Here is a 17484-nt window from a genome sequence, read left to right on the forward strand (position 1 = left end):
TGTTGTTCAAGTAGGATGTAGATGTGTTAGTCATAAGCGTGATGGCTTGGTGTTTAGCGTGTGGGTTTTTAGCGCTTAATTTAAGTGTGGCTGGTGGCTACTCAATTCCTGCAGCTGTGTTGTTTTTGGTGTCTTTTTTAGTTTTTCTAAAGCAGAGAGTAGGTGCTTTGAAGCTCACTAAAAAAGATTATCTGTTAGCAGTCGTCTTTTCGGGCTACGCATTAGCGATGTGCTTTTTCGTTTATTTAGACGGTTGGCATACACGTGAATTAGATCGGCCGTCTCGATTCCTATTATGCCTCCCTGTTCTGTTTATGCTTCTGAGGCTGATGCCTCCGAAACTACCGCTATTGTTTTATGGTGTTACTGCTGGTGCAATTTCAAGCTTAGGGGTTGCTCTCTACGATCGCTTCTATTTAGGCTTGTCGCGCGCTCAAGGCAGTGAGAACGCGATCATGTTTGGCGATACGGCTATGATGCTGGGCTTTATGAGCTGTGCAGCGTTGATGTATTTCTACCATAAGAAGCAGTGGCCGTGGGCGCTGATCAGTGCGCTCGCGATATTCTCGGGCATTGCGGCGTCTTTTTTGTCTGGCTCGCGAGGTGGCTGGGTAGCAGCCCCTTTGATTGGCGGGTTCTTGTTATGGCAAAGTCGCGATCTGTTTAATAAAAAGTTGATGTTGGCTGGTTTACTTGGTGCGAGTGTATTTTTAGTTGGTGTTATTGCTACTCCGCAAACAGGGATTCAGCAGCGGATTGGCGCAGCGCTGACTGATATTAAAAAATATCAATCTGGGGACAGTTATACTTCGGTTGGATTGCGCTTTGATATGTGGCGTTCATCGTTCTATTTGGCAGCCGAGTCGCCAATATTTGGTGAAGGGCAATACGGCAGTCGTGAGATACGTAATGAGCTGGCGAATCAAGGGTTGATTCATCCACAAGCCGCTAAGTTTGATCACTTACACAACGAATATCTAACGGCGCTTGGCTTTCATGGCGTGGTCGGGCTGATATGTCTAATGCTTGCCTATCTAGTGCCATTAAGGCTCTTTATGGCGTCTGTTAAACGATACCGAGATAACTGGGATATTAAGCCTTATGCCATTGCTGGGGCATTAGTGCCTATGTGCTACATGGACTTTGCCTTGACCCAGTCTATGTTCAGTCACAATATTGGTGTGATGATGTATGTTTTTCCGATTATCTTTTTCTGGGCGGCATTACGCTGGCAGGAAATGAGATATGTTAACTAGCATTATTCGTTATGTATGTGTTGTTCGCGATAAGAATGAGTTGTCCCCGATACAATCGGGTCGTACAAAGGAATTGTATTCGCTAAGAGGATGAATTTCCCTCGGTAAAACTAGGCCGTACGAGCGAATTGTATTCGCGATAAGGATTAGTCATCCCCGATATAATTGGGTCGTACGACGTTCGCGTGATTTACTCAGCGCTTTCGATGTCCAGCAGTTCTACTGTGAACTGAAGGGCCGAATGCGGTGGGATTGGGCCTGTTCCGCCTGGGCCGTACGCTAAATCAGAAGGAATGTAGAATTCGTATTTAGAGCCAACCGGCATCAGCTGTACACCTTCTGTCCAACCCGGAATCACTTGATTGAGTGGGAAAGAAATAGGCTCGCCGCGTTCGTAGGAGCTATCAAATACCGTGCCATCAACCAATTTGCCTTCGTAGTTCACTTTAACGGTGTCGGTTTCGGCAGGTTTCGCACCGTCGCCTTGTTCGATGACTTTGTACATTAGACCGGAGTCTGTTGTCATGACGCCGTCTTGTTCCGCTTTTTCATCGAGCCAAGCTTGCGACTTTGATTGCGCTTCTTCTGCCATTTTTGCTTGCTCACGCTGTGCTTTTTCCATTTGTTCTTGCTGGAAAGCTTGTACGGTTGCTTGCACATCTTCTATCGACATTTGCGGTTCTACATCGTTGAAAGAGTCGTCGAAACCCGCTTTAAAAGCTTCTAAGTCCATGCCTTCAAAGTCATTTGCCATGCGGCTACCAAACATTGTACCGATTGAGTAACCCAGTTTCTGTTCTTTGCTATCAAGCTCGACGTCTGCAGCGTTTGCTAGTGAAACTGAAGAGACAACCAGCGCTGCGACTAATGTTTTTTTCATGTGAAAATGTTCCGTTAGTTAAGGTTCTAATAAAGAACTTGGTTGGGGTGGATATAAGATTTTCAAGCACGTGAGCAGAATTTTTCAGGTATTTGATAAAACGCTTTGTGCTTCGCAAATCGATTCAAGCGTTCGTTTTTAACATAAGAGGGCTGTCCAGCACCAATCATGTATAACACTTCACTAAAGTGACCCCTTCACCTGTACACCTAGTTAATACTCGAAAAGATACGCGAAGCACAAAGCGTTAAATAAATGTATGCCTCGATATTGGCGGCAACAAGCCCCTTTACAAATGGCTGACACTTTTTGTGAAATCTGTGATTTGTCCATATAAGCATGCATTGCTATGGCTTGTAAGTCTGGTGGCTTTAATCAGGAAAGGGATTCATTTTAAAGAAATCTAAGTCAAAAAACGGTCGATTCTGTCGGATTAGGGTAAGTTAAAATGGCTTTTTAAGGCTAATATGAAGAGTCAATTATGCTAATAGCGCTGTCAGGATATTATGTCTCGAAACGGATCATCGCAGGGTACTTCAACTTACCGTCAGTTGTTTATTACGATCGGTATTATCAGTGCGTTAGTATTTCTATGGGCGCGTACCTCGTTTAATCATTATCAAGTGGATTTATTTGATTTGGAGGGGGTCAATCTACAGCCTATTCAAGCTACGGAGCTGCTGTCTGAAAAGGATGATGGCTTGTTGTCGATGCGCTGTCGTTTGCTCCAAGTGTCGTCTTCCTTTACTTGTGGTGTTCAGGTGCATTTACCCAAGGATGCGCAAGGTAATTTATTTTCATTTGATAGAATCGATCGCATGGAGATTGCGACGCAAGTGCTGACTGCTCCTGAGCGTTTTGATGGTCGATTACAAGTCAATATTGTGAGTATGTTTAAAGGCGGGGACGATCAAGCACTGACCGATTCCAATTTAAAGTTTCACTCGACACGGATTGGCAGCGGCACGTTTGAAATCCCGCTGGATCGTTTTGATGTTGCCAGTTGGTGGCAGGATGCTTACAACATCAGTTTTGAAGACGCCAAGAAAGACTTTAGCCAAGTTGAGAGTGTGTACATATTGCTGAATGATAGACCGCTCAAATACGAGGGCGAGTATCAATTCACGGTGTCTGAATTAAAAGTCGATGGCTATCTCGTGGATCCGTTGTCGTTGAATAATTGGCTGATTACATTTTGGCTAATGCTAGGTGTGGGCAGTCTGCTTCACTTCTCATGGCGCGGGCATGGCACGTTACAACGTATGCGTCGTGTCGCATTGTATGATCATGCTACTGAACTGTTGAATGAGCAGGGTCTTAGGGATTACCTGCGCGGTTTAGCTCCAGAAGCGGATGGTGCCTTATATATCTTACGCTTTGATAATGCCGCCATTTTAGAGCGTCACTTTGGTGAAAAAGTCTTTAATCAGCTGTTGATTAAAACCAAACAGCGTTTGTTGTCCGTGTTTCAGTCTCAGTCAGTGACCTTAGTTCGTCTTAGTGAGGCAGAGTTTGCTTTGTTTTGTCCTACGGGGATATTGGCGCGTGAGCAGCTACTTGAACGGATTTTCAAGGAAGGTGTCGAGATGGAAGGGGTTGGACACCTCAAACTGGATGTGATCGCAAGTGTGGTGGTGGAGTCGTCGATCCCCAAGAAACTGGATGCTGTGCTGGAAAAAGGTCGTTTCGTTTTGGACCAGCCGAAAGATAGAACAGTATTTGCGAAGCGTTATACGTCGGAATTGGATGAGCCATTACAGCGTAAAGCCTCTGTCGAGCAAGCTGTACGTCGTTGTATTGCGGAAGACGACTTCTATCTGGTATTTATGCCGTTGTACGATGCCCGACGTGACCGAGTGATGGGGGCTGAGGCGTTACTGCGTTCTAATTCTGAAAGCTTAAGGCAACTGTCACCAGAGGTGTACATTCCTGTGGCCGAAAAGGCCAACCTGATTCAAGAAATCGATATGCTAGTGCTGCGCAAAGCGCTGACGGCAATCAAACAACACGAGTTGCCTGAAGGCTTTGTTTTATCAATTAATATCTCGGCGCAAGAACTGCTCGACAGTGAGTTCGCGCAGCGTATTGATGCGGCTTTACGCAGTGCGGGCGTGTCGGCCTCGAGTATTTGCCTCGAAGTGACAGAAACCTTCTTTGTACACATGGATGAGGCGAAAGTAGAGGTGCTGGATCAGCTGCGCGCGCTGGGGTGTCTTGTGTCATTAGACGACTTTGGTACAGGCTATACGTCGTTTGCGCATTTACAGCGTTTGTCTGTCGATGAGATTAAAATAGATCGTAGCTTTGTGAGCCGTTTGGATGACCCCAAAGCGCGTGTTGTCGTCGAGTCGATGGTGAACATTGCACAAGCACTGGATTATAAGCTGGTTGCGGAAGGGGTTGAAACGTTGGAGCAGTTGGACTATTTGCGTTCGTTGGGCTGTCACTGTTTCCAAGGGTTTTTGTTTTCTGAGCCCACGACCTTGAAGAAAGCACTGGCGGCGCGAAAGCCCGCCCCGGTAGAAATAAGTCTAAAGTAGGGTGGGCGCCTATCTAAGGATGCCCACCCTTTGCTATTAATGTGTTTGTGCTTGGTCGCCTAACGCGTGGTCTAAATCTTCTTTGTTAAACTGGTAGACTTCCGCGCAGAACTGGCATTCAGCTTTGATTGAGCCTTCTTCGCTAATGATTTGGCGAATTTCTTCTGCCCCCATAGACGCGATGGCATCAAATGTACGTTGGCGTGAGCATGAACAACCAAATTGCATGGTTTTAGAATCGTACATGCGCAGCTCTTCTTCGTGGTACAGGCGGTGTAATAGCTCTGTTGTGTCTAAGGTTAGCAACTCTTCATCTTTTACGGTGGTCGCTAAGTGAACGAAACGTTCCCATGCATCTTCATCGCCATCTTTTGCTTGTTCTGCGGGTAGGCGTTGTAAGAAAAGCCCGGCTGCTTGTGTGCCGTCGGCGGCTAACCATACGCGGCTTGGTAACTGCTCTGATTGGAAGAAGTATTGCTCTAGGCACTGGGCCAAGCTATCACCGACGATCTCGACGATGCCTTGGTAGCGATTACCTTGACGCGGTTCGATGGTGATTACCAAATAACCGTTAGCAAGCAGCTCTTTCAATGACGCCTGTTCTGGAAACGCTTGTGCTTCATCCCATTGGGCAATGGCACGCAAGTTTTGCTGTTCGTCACACTCAGCCATTAACGTTTTTAACTGACCTTCGCCTTTACACTGGATTGATAGCACGCCGTCAATTTTGACGATGTCGCGCAATAGAGCAATGGCGGCAACAAACTCGCCTAAAAGTTTTTCAAGGGATTTCGGGTAACTTTTACGAGAAATGATGTTTTGGTAAGCATCGGTTAGAAGTACGCGCTCGCCTCGAACATTGGTGTTATCGAAGGAGAAGCGTTGGATTTCATTGATGTTGTTCACAAGAATCACCGTTAAATTAAGTATGCGTACATTTTAAATCGCAATGGCCGATTTTGCACCTTATGTGAGGGCGCTAAATGAGGTTTAAAGGGGCAATCTCAAAGAGGCTCGCTTGGTCTTTTATAATCCTCTAAAATGCGTGCTTTGCTAAATCACTCAGAGACGTATTCATGATCCAGTTTTCCCAAGTCAGTTTGCAACGCGGTACGCAGTTTTTGCTTGAACAGGCCGATATGACCATTTTTGAAGGTCAAAAGGTGGGTTTGATCGGGGCAAATGGCGCGGGTAAATCGTCTTTGTTTGCGTTAGTGCGTGGTTTGTTGCATGCGGATACAGGAGAGGTCATTCTACCGGGCCAGCGTCGTATCGCGTTTATGGCACAAGAGGTAGAAGACGTTGACCGTACGGCGTTGGAATATTGTCTTGATGGTGACGATCAGTTGCGTGTGATCGAAGCGAAAATTGAAGTGGCGCAAAGCAGTGGCGATGATCATGCCCATGCTCACTGGTTAAGCGAATACGAAAATGTACAGGGTTATACTGCACAGGCGCGCGGTGAAATGCTGCTCCAAGGTCTAGGTTTCAAAATGGCCGACATGAGTAAAAAAGTGGCGGATTTCTCAGGTGGTTGGCGCATTCGTTTAAACCTTGCACGGGCGTTGATGTGTCCATCTGATATTTTGCTGTTGGACGAACCGACCAACCACTTGGATTTGGATGCGGTAATGTGGCTTGAAAACTGGTTGCGCTCTTACGCGGGTACGTTGTTATTGATCTCTCACGACCGGGATTTTCTCGATGGTATTTGTAGCCATATCGTTCATCTCTACCAGAAGAAGCTGAATCTGTATAAAGGTAACTACAGTAATTATGAGCGTCAGCGCGCTGAGCATTTAGCACAGCAGCAATCCATGTTTGAACAGCAGCAACGTAAGCGTGCTCATCTACAAGAGTATGTAGATCGCTTCCGCTACAAAGCGACAAAGGCAAAGCAAGCCCAAAGCCGACTTAAAATGCTGGAAAAAATGGAGAGTATTGGACCTGCGCACATTGATTCTCAATTTCAATTTTCTATACCGATGGCGGATAAAACCTCGCCCCAATTGGTCAGTTTGATTCAAGCGGACTTGGGTTATGTGATGGAAGATGGCACGCCAAGAGTACAGTTGGGAGAGTCGAATTTTTCTGTACGTGACGGTCAGCGTATTGGTCTATTGGGCCCTAATGGCGCGGGTAAATCGACGCTGATTAAATCCTTGGTAGAAGAATTGGATTTGTTATCAGGGGAGCGTGTCTATGGTGAAAACACCAAGGTTGGCTATTTCTCTCAGCATCAGTTGAGCGCATTGGATTTAGAAGCGTCGCCTGTCTTACACATTCAGCGCATTACTCCGACGGCACTGGAAGCGGATGTGCGTAAGTATCTTGGCGGTTTTGGTTTTATTGGTGATGATGCGCTTCGCGCGGTGAAAGGTTTTTCCGGCGGGGAAAAAGCCCGTTTGGCTTTGTCTTTGATTGCATGGCGCAAACCGAACTTGCTGGTACTCGATGAGCCGACTAACCATTTGGACTTAGACATGCGTCAAGCATTGACGGAGGCTTTGCAAGAGTTTGAGGGAGCGATCCTTGTGGTATCCCATGATCGTCACTTATTAAACAGTACTGTCGATGAATTTTTCTTAGTGGCTGATCATCAAATTGAAGCATTTGATGGGGATCTGCATGCTTATCATCAATGGTTGCAAGCCAGACAGCAGCAGGCTAATCAAGCAGAACGTGCAGCTGGTGGTAATGACGTAAAAGTTGAAAAAGTAGACCGTAAAGAAGAACGTCGCAAAGCCGCTGAGCAACGTGAAAAATTACGTCCTCTGCGTAAGTTGATCGAGAAACATGAGAAAACCATGCAAACCGCCCAGGCGCACCTTTCGAGCATCAGTGAAGCTATGTCTGATAACGATCTGTATGACATTGCCAATAAAGACAAACTGCAACGTCTGTTAGCCGATGAAGCGCAATGGAAGAAGACGCTAGAAGACGCAGAAGAGGCGTGGTTTGAGGCTCAAGATGAACTAGAGCAGGTTGAGATTGAACTGGCTTAAATAGTTTATATCAACATTGTTTCTAAGCCTTAGCGTTTATAAATGCTGAAAACACACCTGATATAAAATTTTTTTATATGTTTTATATGGCGAATGCTCGCCAGCTTAGACTTTTAATATTTGTTGGTTTTTGATAATAGTATTTATTCTTATTTGGTGCTTTTTTACTTTATTAAAATGGTATTTTTATCGTCATCGTTTGTTATTAAGGAGTGATAACAGCCGTGAATATTCGCTTAGTATCCATTGGAGTACGTTCTACGATTGCGTTCGCGGTTGTGGGTCTAATTGTGTTGGGAATAGGACTTTTTTCTATTAATCGTGTCTCTAATCTGTCCGATGAATTTGATGTCGTGACAGAGCATCGAGTGCCTGCGCTGGTGTATTCAAAGAATATGGTTGCAGCACTGTATGAGTTACGTTTTGAGGTGGTGAAAACGATTCTATCGCCTGAAACCTCTGACCAAGGCCGACGTCGTGTGACGGCCGCGGAAGAGCGCTTTAAAGCGGAACTGGAAAAAATGCGTAATGTAGCGCGAGCTGAAGAGGCCGTTCGGCTTGTGGCAAAAGTGACGCAGCAGTTTTCAGATTATCAAGCATTACAAAAACGCATACTCGATTTAGTAGTGGCGGGCAATGTCGCCGCGAGTTTACCCGTGCAGGAACAAGCAAAAGTGGCGGGGAGTGAGCTTGTCAACTCAATTGAATTATTAGAGAAATTTCAGAATCAGCGCATCATAGACAGCGATCATAGAGTTGATCAAGCTGAAACGGATACCATGGTAATTATGTACTCCGTCATTGCTTGTGCATTGATGTTGGTAGCACTGTTTTCTTATCTATTTACTCGAAGTCTTGTTCGACCTCTTCGAGTTGCCATTGGGGCAGCAAAGGCCATCGCCAATGGCGACTTGCGTCATGAGTTTTCGGATAAAGGGAAAGACGAGGCGGCGCAGATGATACAAGCGTTAGCGGCCATGCAGTCTAATCTGAGGAAGACAATCTATGATATTCAGGCCTCAGCCCGCCAGCTCGCTTCGACATCTGAAAATTTGAGTAGTGTCACGGAGCTTTCAACTAAAGCAATTTACGATCAGAACGTGCAGCTAGAGCAAGCTGTATCATCTGTGACGCAGCTATCATCCGCTGTTGATGAAGTCGCTCGTAATGCTGTTGCGACGTCAGAAGAATCTCAAAACGCGAATGAGCGTTCAGAGGTGGGTAACCAAGAAGTATCAAATACCATTGATACGATTAACGGTTTATTGTCCGAGCTTGATGGCACAATGTCAGGTGTTACGTCCCTAGAGCAGCAAGTTTCTAATATTGGTAAAGTGTTAGATGTGATTCGTGATATTGCAGAGCAAACTAATTTATTGGCTCTGAATGCCGCAATTGAGGCTGCCCGTGCGGGAGAGAGTGGTCGTGGTTTTGCTGTGGTAGCAGATGAGGTGCGTGGTTTGGCTCACCGGACTCATGAGTCGACCATAGAAATTGAAAGCATGATTGGTTCCGTGCAAAAAGACACAGGCAGCACTGTTAGTTCTATTCGTACAAGTTATGAAAAAGCGAAAGAAACTCTGGACATTGCTCATCGCGCTGGGGACGCGCTGGAGGCTATTCGAACCTCAGTCGTAAAAATTAATGAGCAAAATACGACCATAGCATCCGCCGCTGAGGAGCAGGCTATCGTCTCCAATACCGTAGATGAAGGGCTGGTTGCTATTAGCGATCTTGCGAATGCAACCGCTGAAGCAGCGAATAAAAGCAGCCAATCAAGTCAAGAACTTGCACAACTGGCGGAGTCTCTTAGTAAGCTAACCAGTCAGTTTAAGGTGTAAGCCCTAATTTTTACGCTCTAGATCATGGAGCAGCTTAAGGCCTCTAATGGAAAGAACATTAGAGGCCTTTTTATTTGTGTTGCAACATCATGCTTTTTCTATAAATTTGCTGAATGATATCAATACCTACCCTTTAATTTTGTTCTAGAATGGGTTTATTCGTAAAAAGGGAAAGTCTTTACTAACGTGCTTTTCCTTGTTTTATCGGACAATTTGCGTCTCTGTAATGTAATTGTCACAATTTATTTATAGTTTACACTCATAAAGTAAGGAGTTGGTACATGACCTTTCCGTTCGCTCGTATGCGCCGTATGCGTAAAGATGATTTTTCTCGCCGTTTAATGCGCGAGCATCGTCTAAGCGCTGACGATCTTATATACCCTATGTTTGTGATCGAAGGGCAGAATACGCGTGAAGCCGTACCTTCTATGCCGGGGGTCGCTCGTGTGACATTAGACTTGCTTAAAGAAGAAGCGGCCGAGTTGGTTGCATTGGGCATTCCTATGGTGGCGCTATTTCCGGTGTTGGCAAGTGACAACAAGTCACTGATGGCTGAGGAGGCTTATAACCCAGACGGCCTAGCTCAACGTGCTATTCGTATGTTGCGAGAAAACTTCCCTGAGTTGGGTGTGATGACCGATGTGGCATTGGATCCGTTTACCACTCATGGGCAAGACGGCATCATCGATGATGACGGCTACGTGTTGAATGACATCACGGTCGATGTGTTGGTGAAGCAAGCCCTGTCTCATGCACAAGCGGGTGCTCAGGTTATTGCGCCGTCGGACATGATGGACGGCCGTATTGGTGCGATTCGTGAAGCTTTGGAGTTAGAGGGCTTTATCAATACTCGCATTATGGCTTATTCGGCGAAATATGCGTCGGCTTATTATGGCCCTTTCCGTGATGCGGTAGGTTCATCAGGCAATCTAGGGAAAGGCAATAAATTCACCTATCAAATGGACCCGGCTAATACCGATGAAGCAATTCGTGAAGTCTTGCTGGATTTGGAAGAGGGGGCGGATATGGTGATGGTGAAGCCTGGTATGCCTTATCTAGACGTTGTACGTCGAGTAAAGTCAGAATTGGGTGTACCGACCTATGCGTACCAAGTGAGTGGTGAATACGCGATGCAGATGGCAGCCTTTGAAAACGGCTGGCTCGATAAAGATCAAGTGATGATGGAATCTTTGTTGGCATTTAAGCGCGCTGGTGCGGATGGTATTTTGACTTATTTTGCAAAAGACGCTGCCCGTTTATTAAAGGGCTAAAACGGCTTCATTATTTTCGTGTTGAGATGTTGATTAATCATCGAGGAAGCCGTGACCCTAGGGCCGCGTTAGTGTAATTTTAAAGTTGGCCAGACTGCTTAGTTAGGTCAACATGGAACATAATGATGGCACGCTATTGGAGCTGACACGCAATGTCTGAACAGCCTGAAAAAGAAAATGAAGTGGCTCAATCCTCAGCTAATACAAACGAGGATACTGCACAGAACGAAGCCAAGACGATCGAAGAGATTGCTGAGGAATTGGTACTAGAACCGATCCCAGAGCAGCCTATTGATCCAAGCCGTTTAGCCATTGAAGAGCGCTTACCTGAAGACATCGATTTGTCGGATCCAGAGCTGTTCTTTAACCGTGAGCTTAGTCATCTACAGTTCAATGCGCGTGTACTTGAGCAGGCTATGGACGAAAATCATCCGGTTTTGAACCGTTTGATGTTCCTGTGTATTTTCAGCTCAAACATGGATGAGTTCTTTGAAATACGTGTGGCAGGCCTAAAAAGTCAGATTGAATACGGTCGCGAGAAAAACGGCCCAGATGGCATGCACCCACGTAAGGTGTTGCAGTTGATTAGCGACCACGCTCACAAACTTGTGCGTCGTCAATACCGTATCTTAAATGACATTATTTTCCCAAAACTGGCGGAAGAAAATATTCGCTTTATTCGACGCTCGGTGTGGACTGAAAAGCAAGCGGCTTGGGTAAAGCGTTACTTTCGTGACAATGTGTTACCCATCATTAGTCCGGTAGGGCTTGATCCTGCTCACCCATTCCCGCGCTTGGCGAACAAGACCTTTAACTTTGTGGTTGAGTTAGAGGGCCGTGATGCGTTTGGTCGTGAAAACGGTTTGGCGATTGTGCCCGCACCAAGTTCTTTACCTCGCTTGGTCAAGCTACCTGACGATGTTTGTGAAGGTGGCGATAACATGGTATTCCTATCTTCCATCATTCACGCTCATGCTGATCAGTTATTCCCTGGTATGACCGTTAAAGGCTGTTTCCAATTCCGCCTGACTCGTAACGCCGATTTAGAAGTGGATTCTGATGACATTGGTTTGGATTTGGCCGGTGCCTTGCGTACAGAATTACAAAGTCGTCATTACGGTAGCTCCGTGCGTTTGGAAATTGCGGATAACTGTCCTGCGCACATTGTGGACGCCCTATTAGCGCAGTTTGATTTAGCGGAACAAGATTTATATTGCATCGATGGGCCAGTAAACTTGAGCCGATTAATGGCTGTGTTGGAGTTAGTGGATCGATCTGATTTGATGTATCCGCCGTTTTCTCCTGGCTTACCGAATAAACTGGCGAAGTCTGGTGGTATCTTCGAGGCTGTACGTCAACGAGATTACCTGTTGATGCACCCGTTTGAGAGTTTCTCACCAGTCGTTGATATGCTCAGTGAAGCGGCCAAAGACCCGCATGTGATTGCCATTCGTCAAACTCTTTACCGCACTGGAGCCCGTTCACCGATTGCCAATGCGTTGGTGGAGGCTGCACGCAACGGTAAGGAGGTAACCGTTGTTATTGAGTTACGTGCGCGTTTCGATGAAGCGGAAAACTTAGCGTTAGCCAGTCGTTTGCAGGATGCTGGTGCAATCGTCGTATACGGTGTCGTGCGTCATAAAACCCACGCGAAGATGATCTTGATTGTGCGTCGTGAGGGGCCAGATCTGACGCGTTACGTGCATCTAGGTACTGGTAACTATCACGCGGGTAACGCGCGCTTGTATACCGACTACAGCTTCCTAACCTGTGATAAAGAAATTGGCGACGATGTACACCGAGTCTTCCAGCAGCTAACCGGCATGAGTAAAGAGCTGAAAGTGAAGAAGCTGTTGCATGCACCGTTTACATTGCGTGACCGCTTGCTGGATATGATCAATAAAGAAGCAGAAAACGCGCGTAATGGCGATCCAGCGCGGATTATCATTAAGGTAAACTCTTTAACCGAGCAGCGTTTAGTGCAAGCACTTTATAAAGCTTCTCAGGCAGGCGTGAAGATCGATTTGATTATTCGCGGTATTTGTACGCTACGCCCGGGTATTAAAGGCGTATCGTCTAATATTCGTGTACGCAGCATTATCGGACGTTTTCTTGAACATACACGTGTTTACTACTTCTATAATAATCGCGTGCCCATGGTGTATCTATCCAGTGCCGACGGCATGGATCGTAACCTGAATAACCGTGTTGAAGTCGCATTCCCAATTCAAGACTTTAAACTGTCGCGTCGAGTGAAAAAAGAGCTGGAATATTACTTGAAAGACAACACGCAAAGTTGGTTGTTACAAAGCGATGGGTCTTACCAGCTGGCTAAGCCGCGTAAAGGAGAGTACCGCACAGCACAACGTGCGTTGATGAATGATTTAGCGGATAACTCTCGTTAAAAGGTCTGCTCGTTAGCGCTGTAAGACCAACAACGATGTCGATGTCTATGAAGTAATCGAGGGCAGCTTTACAATTTTCATCATTGTAAAGCTGCGTTTTTCACTTACTATTAAACTCTGACCTAGAGCTTAAAAGTAAGTGGAGAAGTTATGATGAGTGGCGTTAATGACATCCTAGACAGTTATGGTATCTCGTTCTCAGAGGCGCGTGATTTCATTTATGCGAACTTATCGACGCCTGAACATATTTATAATGCTGCACTGCAATACAATATTAGCTTTTCCATGATTGCCGAGTTATATGGGCAGAATGTCTCAGCAGCTCAGGTAAAAGACTTCTTCTCTGTCCAAGGATTCGATATATCCCCAAAAAGCTTGAATACGCAGCCGGATAATGAGTCTTTAAGTCAACAACACCTTGAATCTAAAAGTATCACCATAGATAACGTTAGTGACTTCGCTCGTAGTCAAACGCCGTATGTGTCTTCGATAGAAACAGACAGCGTTTGGTCCTATGACGTGACTACGTACAGTTTCCCTTCCTCCATGCCTAATAGTCATTCCGCTAGCCGCGATACATCGTCTGGATGGCGCCCCCTATCAAATACAGAGCAGAGTTATTTTAGAGATCTTGTTGATCAGCAAAATAACTACATAAATACGGACCTGCTTGAGTCTTCAAGCTTTTTGGTTGGCGATATACAAGTCGCGGCGATTCGACAGACCTCAGCTGAAGCATTTGCTTATTTTCCAGGGCCCAGTATTGGTGGTGATATTTTTCTGAACCGTAACGTAGACGCTGGTTATTACAGTGAGGGAGGGTATGGTATGTATACCATAGCCCATGAACTGGGTCATGCGATGGGGTTAGACCATACCTTTGAAGGTGCGGTATTGGATTCTGCTGTGGACAATACCTACTACAGCGCGATGAGCTATACCAATGTGGGTGGCTATGAAGTGGAAGCGCTGGACTCCGGCTCTCGTTATTCTACCTACACTGTGGATGCTTACCGAATGGATTTAGGCATCATCGACATTGCCGCGCTACAGGCCATGTATGGTGCTGATATGTCGACGAATAATGGCAATAACGTTTATGTTTATAACGAAGACAGTCGCTCGTTTGAGGGGCATTCTGGTCACTACTTAACGATTTGGGACGCTGGTGGTGTAGACACACTTGATTTGAGCGATGCTCGATACGCTAGCGTGATTAATCTAAATGATTATACCTTGTCATCTATTTCGCAGAGAAGTGCCGCAGAAGAAGCTTTAGAGGTGGCCGCTGAAGCAGGATTAGGTACGTTTGATGAAGTGTCTTTTATTGAAGATTTTATTGTATCGTTAGGTGAAGAAGCTTTTTTAAATCAGAATAATCTAGGCATTGCCTTTGGTGTGGTGATCGAAAACGTCGTAGCAGGCGTGGGTGACGATGTGATTATCGACAACGAGGTTGATAATCTGATTTATTCAGGCGCCGGAGACGATGCGATTTACCTTGGTGCGGGCGGTTATGATCAGGTCGATGGTGGTGTGGGCAATGATACGGTATTCATAGCGGAAGCCTATAATAGTATTGAACGGTATGTTGATAACAACGGCTATCATATTGTCGGGGATAACTTTGCCGCTACTTTGATTGGTGTGGAAACGGTTCAGTACTCGGATACTAGCGAATCGATCGCGTAACGTATCCGACCAATAAAAAAGCATGCCTCGGCATGCTTTTTAGGTAAGGTTTAGTATCTATTAGCTCTTAGGTCTTGGCGCATAAGCAAACACATCGGAATGACAGTTGTCTGCTTGGATGCCTTTCGCTTCCAGTTGATCCAGCGTGCCGTAGACCATACCAACGGAACCGCTAATGAAGGCATGGCTATTAGTTAGGTCTAAGTGGTCTTCTATAACCGCTTCATACAGCCAGCCGGTACGCCCATTCCAATCGTTACTGCCTTCATTAACAATGACGTGAACATGGAAGTTATCTGGCGACTGATGGTTGTTGATCCAATCCATCACAAATGTGTCGGCAGAGGTACGCAGACCCCAGTAAAAATGTACTGGGTTTGAGTAGCCTTTATGGACTAAATCATCAAAGATGCTTTTCATCTGAGCGAACCCAGTACCACCCGCAATCAGCAGTAGTGGATCGGTAAGGTCGCTTGGGGTTTGCTCAATATGAGCATCGCCACCTGGTAGAATAAGATCGATGGATTCGCTGTGCTGAATGTGTTCGATCACTTTAGAAGCCAAAGAGGCTTCGTCTGACACTAATATATACAGCGTTAAGGCTGGAAGCTCATATGGCGCACTGCCAATAGAATAGGGCACTTTCTCACCGCTTGGCAACGCGATCATTAGATACTGGCCAGCAATGAATGTCGTGTTACGGACTTCCAAATCCACTTTAAATACTGTGCTATTAAGTGATTCGACTCGAATAACTTTAGCGTTGACGTCTTTCACCTAGATGACTCCGTTGTGTTCTCGTGCCTGCTGCTTGAAGCAGCTATTTTTAATATATCGCTTAAATAGCGTGGCGTGTCGCGCCATTATATCGATGCTTTCCACATAAAAAAAAGCCACTTTCACATATAAAGTGAGGAAGTGGCTTCTTTGTAGAATGATAGTCTACAACCGTTACTTATTCTTGCCTTTCATAGACTCGAAGAAGTCATCGTTGGTCTTAGTGACTTTTAGACGATCGATTAGGAACTCAGTGGCTGACACATCTTCCATAGGATTTAGAAGCTTACGCAGGATCCACATACGTTGTAGCTCGTCTTCCGTTGTCAGTAAGTCTTCACGACGGGTACCAGAACGACGAATATTGATCGCAGGGAACGTACGTTTCTCAGCGATCTTACGGTCAAGGTGTAATTCACAGTTACCTGTACCTTTAAACTCTTCGAAGATAACTTCGTCCATCTTAGAGCCCGTATCGACTAACGCTGTTGCGATAATCGTCAAGCTGCCGCCTTCTTCGATGTTACGTGCAGCACCAAAGAAACGCTTAGGGCGTTCTAGCGCGTTTGCATCAACACCACCAGTCAAGACTTTACCCGATGAAGGTACGACTGTGTTATAAGCACGCGCAAGACGCGTAATAGAGTCCAGTAGGATCACGACGTCTTTCTTGTGTTCAACGAGGCGCTTGGCTTTTTCAATCACCATTTCTGCCACTTGTACGTGACGTGCTGGTGGCTCGTCAAACGTTGAAGCAACCACTTCGCCGCGAACAGTACGCGACATTTCAGTGACTTCCTCAGGACGTTCATCGATCAACAGTACGATCATGTGACATTCTGGGTTGTTGCGTGTGATCGCGTTTGCGATGTTTTGCAACATAAACGTTTTACCGGCTTTCGGCGGTGATACGATAAGCGCGCGCTGACCTTTACCCATTGGTGCAACAAGGTCGATGATACGAGACGTGACGTCTTCGGTCGAACCGTTGCCCGCTTCCATAAGTAAGCGGTCATCAGGGAATAGCGGTGTTAAGTTCTCAAACAAAATCTTGTTGCGAACACTGTCTGGCTTATCAAAGTTGATTTCGTTCACTTTCAGCAGAGCAAAGTAACGCTCGCCATCTTTTGGTGGACGAATCTTGCCAGCGACGGTGTCGCCTGTGCGAAGGTTAAAACGACGAATCTGACTGGGAGATACGTAGATGTCGTCGGGACCCGCTAGGTATGAGCTATCAGGAGAGCGTAAGAAGCCAAAGCCGTCTTGCAGAATCTCAAGGATGCCATCGCCGTAGATATCTTCGCCACTTTTCGCATGGCGTTTCAGAATCGCGAAGATAACATCTTGTTTTCGGGAGCGGGCAAGGTTGTCTAACCCCATTTCCGCGGCGATATCTAATAGTTCAGGGACTGATTTCTTTTTTAGTTCGGTAAGGTTCATAAACGAATAAAGTTGTTAGCTCATTAAGAGAATAAATGACGGGACCATAGTAATGTACAAATACAGCTATAAATCAATGTCGGAAGTTTTAATGTAAAAATGCTTTTCGACACAGAATACCGGCTACGGGCATAACCATGGCTTGAGTTCAATCATATCGCGATGGGCGAGGTCGAACAGCGTGTATTACTTGATTGGAGTCCAGAATTGGTCAATTGGTTATAGATAACCGCACAATTCATAAGACAGCTTTACTATAGTGCGAGTAATTCCATAGGTCTATAGTCAAAAAGGCTTAATAACGCCTTTTTTGTGAGTTTTTTGACCGATTACAGTAAAATTTATGTTTTAAGGCTCACACAAGATCAAAAAAGTCC

At 45.7% G+C, this 17484-nt stretch carries 11 protein-coding genes; 7 read left to right on the plus strand and 4 right to left on the minus strand.

The genetic code is table 11. The features are described 5' to 3' along the window. Positions 1 to 23 precede the first annotated feature (23 nt). Positions 24 to 1256 (plus strand): O-antigen ligase family protein, encoded by a 1233-nt coding sequence (locus AYW76_RS05685; protein WP_231872556.1) that lies wholly within the window; start codon positions 24 to 26, stop codon positions 1254 to 1256. Positions 1257 to 1446: 190 nt separating this feature from the next. Here AYW76_RS05685 and AYW76_RS05690 read toward each other — a convergent pair whose 3' ends face one another. Beyond that, the gene (locus AYW76_RS05690) at positions 1447 to 2136 is read right to left on the minus strand and encodes an FKBP-type peptidyl-prolyl cis-trans isomerase (RefSeq protein WP_067216975.1); all 690 of its coding nucleotides are present in this window, start codon (positions 2134 to 2136) and stop codon (positions 1447 to 1449) included. A gap of 506 nt (positions 2137 to 2642) precedes the next feature. Between AYW76_RS05690 and AYW76_RS05695 the strand changes: the two genes are divergently transcribed. Continuing rightward, positions 2643 to 4676, plus strand: a complete 2034-nt coding sequence (locus tag AYW76_RS05695) for a GGDEF domain-containing phosphodiesterase (protein ID WP_067216978.1) — start codon at positions 2643 to 2645, stop codon at positions 4674 to 4676. A 36-nt stretch (positions 4677 to 4712) separates the two neighbouring features. Here the strand turns inward: AYW76_RS05695 and hslO are convergent, their stop codons facing one another. After that, positions 4713 to 5582: an Hsp33 family molecular chaperone HslO gene (gene hslO, locus AYW76_RS05700; RefSeq protein ID WP_082866126.1), complete on the minus strand. Its 870-nt coding sequence runs from the start codon at positions 5580 to 5582 to the stop codon at positions 4713 to 4715. 170 nt (positions 5583 to 5752) lie between these two features. Between hslO and AYW76_RS05705 the strand changes: the two genes are divergently transcribed. The 5 genes from AYW76_RS05705 (at position 5753) to AYW76_RS05725 (ending at position 14890) form a co-directional block, all read left to right on the plus strand. Beyond that, the gene (locus tag AYW76_RS05705; protein ID WP_067216980.1) at positions 5753 to 7681 is read left to right on the plus strand and encodes an ATP-binding cassette domain-containing protein; all 1929 of its coding nucleotides are present in this window, start codon (positions 5753 to 5755) and stop codon (positions 7679 to 7681) included. Between the two features lie 224 nt (positions 7682 to 7905). Continuing rightward, entirely contained in the window at positions 7906 to 9522 is a 1617-nt protein-coding gene (locus AYW76_RS05710; RefSeq protein WP_067216982.1) for a methyl-accepting chemotaxis protein, read from the plus strand. 281 nt (positions 9523 to 9803) lie between these two features. Then, entirely contained in the window at positions 9804 to 10793 is a 990-nt protein-coding gene (gene hemB, locus AYW76_RS05715; protein ID WP_067216984.1) for a porphobilinogen synthase, read from the plus strand. Positions 10794 to 10945: 152 nt separating this feature from the next. Then, on the plus strand, positions 10946 to 13198 hold the full coding sequence (gene ppk1 / locus AYW76_RS05720) for a polyphosphate kinase 1 (protein WP_197467772.1): 2253 nt from the start codon (positions 10946 to 10948) through the stop codon (positions 13196 to 13198). Positions 13199 to 13348: 150 nt separating this feature from the next. Then, positions 13349 to 14890: a M10 family metallopeptidase gene (locus tag AYW76_RS05725; protein WP_082866128.1), complete on the plus strand. Its 1542-nt coding sequence runs from the start codon at positions 13349 to 13351 to the stop codon at positions 14888 to 14890. A gap of 60 nt (positions 14891 to 14950) precedes the next feature. On the opposite strand, the gene AYW76_RS05730 is transcribed toward AYW76_RS05725, so the two are convergent. Together AYW76_RS05730 and rho are read right to left on the minus strand one after the other, a co-directional pair. Continuing rightward, on the minus strand, positions 14951 to 15667 hold the full coding sequence (locus AYW76_RS05730) for an NAD(P)H-flavin reductase (RefSeq protein ID WP_067216988.1): 717 nt from the start codon (positions 15665 to 15667) through the stop codon (positions 14951 to 14953). Between the two features lie 174 nt (positions 15668 to 15841). Next, entirely contained in the window at positions 15842 to 17107 is a 1266-nt protein-coding gene (rho, locus tag AYW76_RS05735; protein WP_067031356.1) for a transcription termination factor Rho, read from the minus strand. Positions 17108 to 17484: the final 377 nt, after the last annotated feature.

This window comes from Marinomonas gallaica, assembly GCF_001639745.1.
In the GTDB taxonomy this organism is placed as follows: Bacteria; Pseudomonadota; Gammaproteobacteria; order Pseudomonadales; family Marinomonadaceae; genus Marinomonas; species Marinomonas gallaica.